The organism is Streptomyces albidochromogenes (assembly GCF_005981925.1).
In the GTDB taxonomy this organism is placed as follows: Bacteria; Actinomycetota; Actinomycetes; order Streptomycetales; family Streptomycetaceae; genus Streptomyces; species Streptomyces albidochromogenes.
Genome location: NZ_VBVX01000252.1, coordinates 1 through 10,158, shown reverse-complemented (window position 1 = coordinate 10,158; position 10,158 = coordinate 1). Strand labels below are relative to the sequence as shown.

Annotated in this window: 7 protein-coding genes and 1 pseudogene; 6 read left to right on the top strand and 2 right to left on the bottom strand. The window is 69.6% G+C overall.

The annotated features are described in order from the left end of the window. The coding region (locus E2E34_RS25990) for an IucA/IucC family protein (protein WP_279637904.1) at positions 1–1,257 on the top strand (1,257 nt) is incomplete at its 5' end. 55 nt (positions 1,258–1,312) lie between these two features. Next, complete coding sequence (locus tag E2E34_RS25985) at positions 1,313–3,283, top strand: ATP-dependent DNA helicase (protein ID WP_138904349.1); 1,971 nt, start codon at positions 1,313–1,315, stop codon at positions 3,281–3,283. Between the two features lie 146 nt (positions 3,284–3,429). Here E2E34_RS25985 and lexA read toward each other — a convergent pair whose 3' ends face one another. Further along, positions 3,430–4,215, bottom strand: coding sequence for a transcriptional repressor LexA (gene lexA, locus E2E34_RS25980; RefSeq protein WP_138904348.1), 786 nt, complete (start codon positions 4,213–4,215; stop codon positions 3,430–3,432). A gap of 459 nt (positions 4,216–4,674) precedes the next feature. Here lexA and nrdR point away from each other — a divergent pair, with 459 nt between their 5' ends. The 3 genes from nrdR (at position 4,675) to E2E34_RS25965 (ending at position 9,262) form a co-directional block, all read left to right on the top strand. After that, entirely contained in the window at positions 4,675–5,193 is a 519-nt protein-coding gene (nrdR, locus tag E2E34_RS25975) for a transcriptional regulator NrdR (RefSeq protein ID WP_138904347.1), read from the top strand. 125 nt (positions 5,194–5,318) lie between these two features. Then, a complete protein-coding gene (locus E2E34_RS25970; protein WP_138904346.1) occupies positions 5,319–8,222 on the top strand; it encodes a vitamin B12-dependent ribonucleotide reductase in 2,904 nt (967 codons plus the stop codon). A 299-nt stretch (positions 8,223–8,521) separates the two neighbouring features. Next, positions 8,522–9,262: a class I SAM-dependent methyltransferase gene (locus E2E34_RS25965; RefSeq protein WP_138904345.1), complete on the top strand. Its 741-nt coding sequence runs from the start codon at positions 8,522–8,524 to the stop codon at positions 9,260–9,262. A gap of 109 nt (positions 9,263–9,371) precedes the next feature. Here E2E34_RS25965 and E2E34_RS25960 read toward each other — a convergent pair whose 3' ends face one another. After that, complete coding sequence (locus E2E34_RS25960; RefSeq protein WP_138904344.1) at positions 9,372–9,896, bottom strand: TerD family protein; 525 nt, start codon at positions 9,894–9,896, stop codon at positions 9,372–9,374. 191 nt (positions 9,897–10,087) lie between these two features. Between E2E34_RS25960 and E2E34_RS25955 the strand changes: the two are divergent. After that, a pseudogene (locus E2E34_RS25955) lies at positions 10,088–10,158 on the top strand (DUF4937 domain-containing protein); the annotation flags it as partial.

Sequence of the window (10,158 nt, the reverse complement as noted above, 5' to 3'; positions counted from 1 at the left end):
CCCGCCACCCTCCCCTGGATCGCGGTCAGCACGGAGATCGCCGGCTACCGAGGCGTCCGGTTACTCGCCACGCCCGAACATCTCTACGCGCGCGAACTCGACGCCTCCACCCGCGAGTCCTTCGCCGCCGCACTGCGCGCCCGCGGCCTGGACCCGGCGCGGTACCTCTACCTGCCCGTGCACCCCTGGCAGTGGGACGAAGTGGTGCTGCCGCTCTTCGGGCCCGCCGTCGCCCGGGGCGCCATCGTGCCGCTGCCCACCGACGGCGACGTACGGCTGCCTCAGCAGTCGATCCGCACGTTCCTCAACACGAGCCGTCCCGACCGGCACACGGTCAAGCTGCCGCTCGCCGTCCTGAACACACTGGTCTGGCGCGGACTGCCCACCGAGCGCACCCTGGCGGCGCCGGCCGTCACCGCCTGGGTGCACGGCCTGCGGGACAGCGATCCCTTCCTGCGCGACGAGTGCGGCGTGATCCTCCTCGGGGAAGTCGCCTCCGTCGCCGTCGAGCACCCCCTGTACGACGGCCTCCCCGAGGTCCCCTACCAGTACAAGGAACTGCTCGGCGCGATCTGGCGCGAGCCGCTCACCGGCCGGCTGGCCCCGGGGGAGCGCGCCCGTACGCTCGCCTCCCTCCTCCACACGGACCCCGAGGGGCGTGCCTTCACCGCGGAGCTCGTCGACCGCTCGGGCCTGTCGCCGGCCGTGTGGCTCCAGCGGCTGTTCGCCGCGATGCTGCCGCCGCTGCTGCACTTCCTGTACCGCTACGGCACGGTCTTCTCCCCGCACGGGGAGAACGCCATCGTCGTGTTCGACGATCACGACATCCCGGTGCGGCTCGCGATCAAGGACTTCGTCGACGACGTGAACGTGAGCGCGCAGCCCCTTCCCGAGCACGACTCGATGCCCGACGACGTGCGCGAGGTGCTGCTGACCGAGCCTCCCGCCTTCCTGACGCAGTTCATCCATTCCGGTCTGTTCGTCGGCGTGTTCCGCTATCTGGCGCCGCTGTGCGAAGAACAACTGGGCGTTCCCGAGAACGACTTCTGGTCACTCGTACGAGCTGAAATCCTCCGGCACCAGGCACGCTTCCCCGAGCTCAAGGAGCGGTACGAGACCTTCGACCTGCTCACTCCGCGGATCGAGCGGCTGTGCCTCAACCGCAACCGTCTGCACCTCGACGGCTACCGGGACCGGCCCAACCGCCCGCACGCCGCCGTGCACGGCACCGTCCCCAACCCGCTCCACCCGTCCTGACGCCGTCACCGGTGCGACCCGGGTTGTCAGTGGTGCCCCGTAGGCTGGACGGGCTATGACGAAGCCCTCACTCCCCGAGCTCCTCCATGCCGCCGTCACCGCCGTCGGCGGCACGGAGCGGCCCGGCCAGGTCGCCATGACCGAGGCCGTGGCCGGAGCCATCGACGACAACTCCCACCTGCTCGTCCAGGCCGGCACCGGCACCGGAAAGTCCCTCGGCTATCTGGTGCCGGCCCTGGCCCACGGCGAGCGCGTCGTCGTGGCGACGGCGACCCTGGCCCTCCAGCGCCAGCTCGTGGAGCGTGATCTTCCGCGTACGGTCGAGGCGCTGCATCCGCTGCTGCGCCGGCGCCCCGAGTTCGCCATGCTCAAGGGGCGGTCCAACTACCTCTGCCTGCACCGGCTGCACGAGGGTGTGCCGCAGGAGGAAGAGGACGGCCTCTTTGACCAGTTCGAAGCCGCCGCGCCGACCAGCAAGCTCGGCCAGGACCTCCTGCGCATGCGGGACTGGGCGGACGAGACCGAGACGGGCGACCGCGACGACCTCACCCCGGGCGTCTCCGACCGCGCCTGGGCACAGGTGTCCGTCTCCTCCCGCGAGTGCCTCGGCGCGTCGAAGTGCGCGTACGGGGCGGAATGCTTCGCGGAGGCGGCCCGCGAGCGCGCCAAGCTCGCCGACGTGGTCGTGACCAACCACGCCCTGCTCGCCATCGACGCCATCGAGGGCGCGCCGGTGCTCCCGCAGCACGAGGTGCTGATCGTGGACGAGGCGCACGAGCTGGTCTCCCGGGTGACCGGGGTCGCGACGGGCGAGCTCAGCCCCGGCCAGGTCAACCGGGCGGTCCGCCGTGCGGCCAAGCTGGTGAACGAGAAGACCGCCGACGCCCTCCAGACGGCCGCCGAATCCTTCGAGCGGCTCATGGAGCTCGCGCTCCCCGGGCGTCTCGTGGAGATCCCGGAGGACCTCGGGTACGCCCTCATGGCGCTGCGGGACGCCGCCCGTAACGTCATCTCCGCCATCGGCTCCACGCGCGACAAGTCCGTCCAGGACGAGGACGCCGTGCGCAAGCAGGCGCTCGCGGCCGTCGAGAGCGTCCACGGTGTCGCGGAGCGGATCGCCAACGGTTCCGAGTACGACGTGGTCTGGTTCGAGCGGCACGACCGGTACGGCGCCTCCCTGCGGGTCGCCCCGCTGTCGGTGTCCGGGCTGCTGCGCGAGAAGCTCTTCAGCGAGAGGTCCGTCGTCCTGACCTCGGCCACGCTCAAGCTCGGCGGCGACTTCAATGGCGTGGGGGCCTCGCTCGGGCTGTCCCCCGAGGGGACCGAGGGGGAGGACGTCCCGGTCTGGAAGGGACTCGACGTCGGCTCGCCCTTCGACTACCCGAAGCAGGGGATCCTGTACGTCGCCCGCCAGCTGGCCACCCCGGGCCGTGAGGGTTCGCGGGGCGACATGATGGACGAGCTGGCCGAGCTCGTCGAGGCGGCCGGGGGCCGGACGCTGGGCCTCTTCTCCTCCATGCGGGCGGCGAAGGCGGCGGCCGAGGAGCTGCGCGGCCGGCTCGACATGCCGATCCTGCTCCAGGGCGAGGAAACGCTCGGCGAGCTGATCAAGTCGTTCGCGGCGGACCCGAAGACGTGTCTGTTCGGCACGCTGTCGCTCTGGCAGGGCGTGGACGTGCCGGGACCGAGCTGCCAGCTCGTCGTCATGGACCGGATTCCGTTCCCCCGCCCCGACGATCCGCTGATGAGCGCCCGCCAGAAGGCGGTCGAGGAGGCCGGGGGCAACGGCTTCATGGCCGTCGCGGCCACGCACGCGGCGCTCCTGATGGCCCAGGGCGCGGGACGGCTCGTACGGGCCTCGGGCGACCGGGGTGTCGTCGCCGTGCTCGACCCCAGGCTGGCGAACGCGCGGTACGGGAGCTACCTGCGGGCGTCACTGCCGGACTTCTGGTACACCACGGACCGTAACCAGGTGCGCCGCTCGCTGTCCGCGATCAACGCGGCGGCCGAGGCCGAGGGGAAGTAGGCCCGGTCAGGCTGCGGGGGGTGTCGACGGCTCGGCCGCGTGACGCCCTCGTCAGCAGGCCACGCGATACGCGGGCCACGCATACAAACGGGCCCCCGGAACCGGCGCAGTGGGTTCCGGGGGCCCGGTCCTTGACCGGCGAGGTGTCACACCCGTCGCAGCACTGCCACGACCTTGCCGAGAATCGTCGCCTCGTCGCCGGGGATCGGCTGGTAGGCGGCGTTGTGCGGGAGCAGCCACACATGGCCGTCCTCGCGCTTGAACCGCTTCACCGTGGCCTCGCCGTCCAGCATCGCGGCCACGATGTCGCCGTTCTCGGCGACCGGCTGGCGGCGGACCGTCACCCAGTCGCCGTCACAGATCGCCGCCTCGATCATGGAGTCACCCACGACCTTGAGAACGAAGAGCTCTCCGTCACCCACGAGCTGCCGGGGGAGCGGGAAGACGTCCTCCACCGACTCCTCGGCGAGGATCGGTCCACCCGCGGCGATGCGGCCGATGAGCGGGACGTACGACGCGGCGGGCTTGCCGGCCGTGTCGGTGGGCTGGGCGCTCGGCTGGTCCGAACCCCGCACCTCGTAGGCCCGGGGGCGGTGCGGGTCGCGGCGCAGAAACCCCTTGCGTTCGAGAGCCATCAGCTGATGGGCCACGGAAGAGGTGCTGGAGAGGCCCACCGCCTGACCGATCTCGCGCATCGACGGCGGATATCCTCGTCGTTGCACCGAGTCCCTGATGACCTCGATGACCCGCCGTTGCCGATCAGTGAGGCCGGAACTGTCCGCCCGGATTCCTGGAGGTCGGCCGGGCAGCGAGCGTGAGGGCTTGGGGCCCTCCGGATTCTTGGCTGCTTCGTTCATGGCATGCACCGGCTCGAGTCGGCTCTGGGATCGGTCCTGGGCAGTGATAGTTGCACTGTCAGCGGTGGTGGTCACGTCGGCCCCTCTCGAGATGTTCTCTCTCCCTGGTTGGACAACGGTAGTTGCTTTCGAAAGGTTGCGCCAAACACACGTTCGAGTGAAAAAGCGCAGAATGGCTTTCTCGAACGCGCGATGGGGTGTATGAGCGGCCTGTTCGTGCCGAATGGCAATTCGGGCCATTACGGTAACCTTCGCGGCCGGGCCGAGCTCCGGTGGGGTGCGGTCAGCGTGTCGGCGGCGCGAGGGGCGCCGCGGTGGACCGCCGTGGGCGCCGCGACACGCGCGAAGTGCAAAAAATGCACCCAGACCCTAGATCTAGTAGTCGCATGGCTACAGCCACCCACAAGTTGTGGTCCAAGTGGGTCCCCGGTCCGCCGAGACCCCTCCCATCACCTATGCTGGTGACCGCTTCGAAGGGCCCCTGGTGGGGCTGCCGAGGCTATTCAGTCGTGCTGTGAAGGAGGGTTGGGATCCATGCACTGCCCCTTCTGCAGGCACCCCGACAGCCGCGTCGTCGACAGTCGCACCACCGACGACGGAACGTCGATCCGCAGGCGCCGTCAGTGCCCCGACTGCTCCCGCCGTTTCACGACGGTGGAGACCGCCTCGCTCATGGTGATCAAGCGCAGCGGCGTCACCGAACCCTTCAGCCGTACCAAGGTCATCTCCGGCGTGCGCAAGGCGTGCCAGGGGCGGCCGGTCACCGAGGACGCCCTCGCCAAGCTCGGCCAGCGGGTCGAGGAAGCGGTGCGCGCCACCGGAAGCGCCGAGCTGACCACCCATGACGTGGGGCTGGCCATACTCGGCCCGCTGCGGGAACTCGATCTTGTCGCGTACCTGCGCTTCGCGTCCGTGTACCGGGCGTTCGACTCACTCGAGGACTTCGAGGCCGCCATCGCGGAGCTCCGTGAGGAGCGGCCACCCGTGAACGATTGCGATTGCGGGCCCGGCGCGACCCCCGAGGTCCCCGTGCCCGCCGCTGCCGCCGACTGACCGACCGGCGGCGGACCAGACCTGTTCCGGTCGCCCCTTCGTGGCGTCCGGAACATCAGACACACAACGTGCCCTGGGAAGAACTGGGCACTTCAGGGCGTTTTTGCCCGTATATGGGAGGCGGCATGACAGAGACGGCGAGCGGCCCGGCACGGGGTTCCCGTACCAAGGGTTCCAAAGCGGCTGCGGCCCGGCAGGGCCTGCGCATCGAGCGCATCCACACCACGCCCGGCGTGCATCCGTACGACGAGGTGGTCTGGGAGCGTCGTGACGTCGTCATGACCAACTGGCGCGACGGCTCGGTCAACTTCGAGCAGCGTGGCGTCGAGTTCCCCGACTTCTGGTCGGTGAACGCGGTCAACATCGTCACCAGCAAGTACTTCCGCGGGGCGGTCGGTACGCCGCAGCGCGAGACCGGTCTGCGCCAGCTGATCGACCGGATCGTGAAGACGTACCGGAAGGCCGGCGAGGAGTACGACTACTTCGCCTCTCCCGCCGACGCCGAGATCTTCGAGCACGAGCTGGCGTACGCCCTCCTGCACCAGATCTTCAGCTTCAACTCGCCGGTCTGGTTCAACGTCGGCACGCCCCAGCCGCAGCAGGTCTCCGCCTGCTTCATCCTCGCCGTCGACGACTCCATGGAGTCGATCCTCGACTGGTACAAGGAAGAGGGCATGATCTTCAAGGGCGGCTCCGGCGCCGGCCTGAACCTCTCCCGCATCCGCTCCTCCAAGGAGCTGCTCTCCTCCGGCGGCAACGCCTCCGGTCCGGTCTCCTTCATGCGGGGCGCCGACGCCTCCGCCGGAACGATCAAGTCGGGCGGCGCCACGCGCCGCGCGGCCAAGATGGTCGTGCTCGACGTCGACCACCCCGACATCGAGGACTTCATCGAGACCAAGGTCAAGGAGGAGGAGAAGATCCGCGCCCTGCGCGACGCGGGCTTCGACATGGACCTGGGCGGCGACGACATCACGTCCGTCCAGTACCAGAACGCCAACAACTCGGTCCGCGTGAACGACGAGTTCATGAAGGCGGTCGAGACGGGCGGCACGTTCGGCCTCCGCGCCCGGATGACGGGCGAGGTCATCGAGGAGGTCGACGCCAAGTCGCTCTTCCGCAAGATGGCCGAGGCCGCGTGGGCCTGCGCCGACCCCGGCATTCAGTACGACGACACCATCAACAACTGGCACACCTGCCCCGAGTCCGGCCGGATCACCGCGTCGAACCCGTGCAGCGAGTACATGCACCTGGACAACACCTCGTGCAACCTGGCCTCGCTGAACCTGATGAAGTTCCTCAAGGACGACGGCAAGGGCAACCAGTCCTTCGAGTCCGAGCGCTTCGCCAAGGTCGTCGAGCTGGTCATCACCGCGATGGACATCTCCATCTGCTTCGCGGACTTCCCGACGCAGAAGATCGGCGAGAACACCCGCGCCTTCCGCCAGCTGGGCATCGGCTACGCCAACCTCGGCGCGCTGCTCATGGCGACCGGTCACGCGTACGACAGCGACGGTGGCCGTTCCCTCGCCGGCGCCATCACCTCGCTGATGACGGGCACGTCGTACCGGCGCTCCGCCGAGCTGGCCGCGGTCGTCGGCCCGTACGACGGCTACGCCCGCAACGCCGAGCCGCACAAGCGCGTCATGAAGCAGCACTCGGACGCCAACGCCGTCGCCCCGCGCGTGGACGACCTCGACTCGCCGATCTGGGCCGCGGCCACGGAGGCGTGGCAGGACGTCCTGCGCCTCGGCGAGAAGAACGGCTTCCGCAACGCGCAGGCCTCGGTCATCGCGCCCACCGGCACCATCGGTCTCGCGATGTCCTGCGACACGACCGGCCTTGAGCCCGACCTCGCGCTGGTCAAGTTCAAGAAGCTCGTCGGCGGCGGCTCGATGCAGATCGTCAACGGCACGGTGCCGCAGGCCCTGCGTCGCATGGGCTACCAGGAGGAGCAGATCGAGGCGATCGTCGCCCACATCGCCGAGCACGGCAATGTGATCGACGCCCCCGGTCTGAAGACCGAGCACTACGAGGTCTTCGACTGCGCGATGGGCGAGCGCTCCATCTCCGCGATGGGCCACGTCCGCATGATGGCGGCGATCCAGCCGTGGATCTCCGGCGCGCTCTCCAAGACGGTGAACCTGCCGGAGACGGCCACCGTCGAGGACGTCGAGGAGGTCTACTTCGAGGCGTGGAAGATGGGCGTCAAGGCGCTCGCGATCTACCGCGACAACTGCAAGGTCGGCCAGCCGCTCTCCGCCAAGACGAAGGACGTCAAGGCCGAGGTCACGGCGAAGACCGAGGAGACGATCCGCGCCGCGGTCGAGAAGGTCGTCGAGTACCGCCCGGTGCGCAAGCGCCTCCCCAAGGGCCGCCCGGGGATCACCACCTCCTTCACGGTGGGTGGGGCCGAGGGGTACATGACCGCCAACTCCTACCCGGACGACGGTCTCGGTGAGGTCTTCCTGAAGATGTCCAAGCAGGGTTCGACCCTCGCGGGCATGATGGACGCCTTCTCGATCGCCGTCTCGGTCGGTCTGCAGTACGGCGTCCCGCTGGAGACGTACGTCTCGAAGTTCACCAACATGCGCTTCGAGCCGGCCGGCATGACGGACGACCCGGACGTGCGGATGGCGCAGTCGATCGTCGACTACATCTTCCGCCGCCTGGCGCTCGACTTCCTGCCCTTCGAGACCCGCTCCGCCCTCGGCATCCACTCCGCCGAGGAGCGCCAGCGTCACCTGGAGACGGGTTCGTACGAGCCGTCGATGGAGGACGACGACGTGGACGTCGAGGGGCTGGCCCAGTCCGCGCCTCGCCAGACCGAGGCGCTGAAGCCGGTCGCCGCCGCCCCCAAGGCGGAGGCCGTGCCGGAGCAGAAGCAGGCGCACACCTCGGCGGAACTCGTCGAGATGCAGCTCGGCATCAGCGCGGACGCGCCGCTGTGCTTCTCCTGCGGTACGAAGATGCAGCGTGCGGGCAGCTGCTACATCTGCGAGGGCTGCGGCTCGACCAGCGGCTGCAGCTGACACCGGGCGCGGCGGCGCCGGACACGACATCCGGCGCGGCTCGCACGGTTGGCTGACCAGCAGCGCACGAAGGGGACCGGCCGGTGGCCGGTCCCCTTTCGCCGTGCCGGACCCCTGAGTGCGCCCGAACCCCCAAGTCCCCCCGTACGAAGCCCAAGACGACGCCCGCAGCTTTGTGGCTTTCGCCAGTACGACGGCCCGCCGGGGTGCGGGAAGACTGCCTGGCAGTGGCCGCGGCGTGTCCCGGGGGCGGGAGGCCGAGGCCCAGGACCTGACGAAGCACAGGGGAGGACATCACGATGAGCGTGCAGCAGTACGACGAGATCGGTGAGGCGTTCGAGGGCTTCAAGGCGCTGCCGCTGGTGCGGTACGGGGAGGTGCCCAGTTTCCTGGCCATGGTCGGGGACGTGCGCGGCAAGTCGGTCCTCGACCTGGCCTCCGGCACGGGCTTCTACAGCAGGGAGTTCAAGCGGCGCGGCGCCGCGGAGGTGCTCGGAGTCGACATCTCCGGCGAAATGGTCGCCGTGGCACGGCACCTGGAGGAGAGCGACCCGCTGGGTGTGCGCTACGAGGTGGGCGACGCGGCCGAATTCCGGCCGCACGGGCAGCGCTTCGACGTCGGCGTGGCGGTCCAGCTGCTCAACTACGCGCAGGACATCGCCGCCATGGAGCGGATGTGCCGCAACGCGCACCAGAGCCTGGCGCCCGGAGCCGAGTTCTTCCTGTTCAACCAGTCGCCCGGCTACGACTTCGGCGGGCCTTCCCTGGCCAAGTACGGCTTCGTCACCGAGCTGACCGGCGAGGAGGCCGCGGCCGGACCGCGCGTCCGCACCACGGCGCTGCTCGATCCGCCGATCACGATCGTCAGCACCCTGCCGCGCCGCGAGGTCTTCGAGAAGTGTCTGGAGGCGGCGGGATTCAGCGAGGTGACCTGGGTCCCGCTGGAGGTGTCGGACGCCGGCGTGCGCGAGTTCGGTGCGGACTTCTGGGCGGATTGCCTCGCCAACCCCCCACTGACGATGCTGCGCTGCCGCGCCTGACGGCCGACCGGACATTCCGGCCGCCACCGAGGGGCGGAGGGCGGAGGGCGGCGGGCCCGCGGGCTCGCCGCCCTCCGCGTTACCCCGTGGACGCGCCCCGGCCGCCGGGTCAGGCCGCTCCCATGGAGCTGACGAAGGAGTTCGGGTCGGTGTCGAAACCCCGCACGACGTGGCGGAATTCCCAGCCTCCCGAGGCGTTGCGCGTGAATTCGGCGATGGTCGCGGCGGTCGACGCGGACACGTCGGCGAAGCCGTCCTCCGCGAGCACGGTGTAGCCCTCGCGAATACGAAAGCCCCCATTCCCTATGGCGCCGAACGTCGTCCTGCCGCCGCGCTGCTGGATCGCTATTCCCACCACCACCCGGGTGTACGCGGGCGCCAGCCGGTCGAGCTCCAGGGTCATGGCCTCGTCGTAGCCGAAGCCCTGGCCGTCCCGGCTGTCCCTGTTGAGGGTGATGGTGCCGTCCGGCGAGCGGCTGTCGAAGTGCACGGTGTACGCGGGGCTGCCGTGCGGGTCCTCGGCGGTGTAGGTCGCCGCGATGATGTCGAGGTCGTGCGCCGGTTCGCCCATGGGACTGGGATCCCACCTGAGCGTCACTTCGACCTTGCCGACCCCTTTGTTGAGACTGCCCACCGGTCTTCCCCTCCCTCGAAACCCTGCCGGACGTCACCGGCGCGAGCGGTGCGACGCTGCACCTGGGGACCAGGCTAGCCCCGGCCACCGACAACTCGCGTCGCGCGACGGCCCGTTCGAGGCGTGTCGGTCAGGGGTGAAGTGCCCCGCAGGCGTGACGGGGCGCGTGTTCCTGGCCGTACGATGGCGCGGTGCTGGTCAAGTGGATTCGCTGCACGGTGATCGACCGTCGAGGTTTCGAGCGGGGGCAGCGGAAGTGGGC

Coding starts and splice junctions, on each gene's coding strand:
- E2E34_RS25985 (WP_138904349.1), top strand. CDS start 1,313: ATGACGAAGCCCTCACTCCCCGAGCTCCTCCATGCCGCCGTCACCGCC.
- nrdR (WP_138904347.1), top strand. CDS start 4,675: ATGCACTGCCCCTTCTGCAGGCACCCCGACAGCCGCGTCGTCGACAGT.
- E2E34_RS25970 (WP_138904346.1), top strand. CDS start 5,319: ATGACAGAGACGGCGAGCGGCCCGGCACGGGGTTCCCGTACCAAGGGT.
- E2E34_RS25965 (WP_138904345.1), top strand. CDS start 8,522: ATGAGCGTGCAGCAGTACGACGAGATCGGTGAGGCGTTCGAGGGCTTC.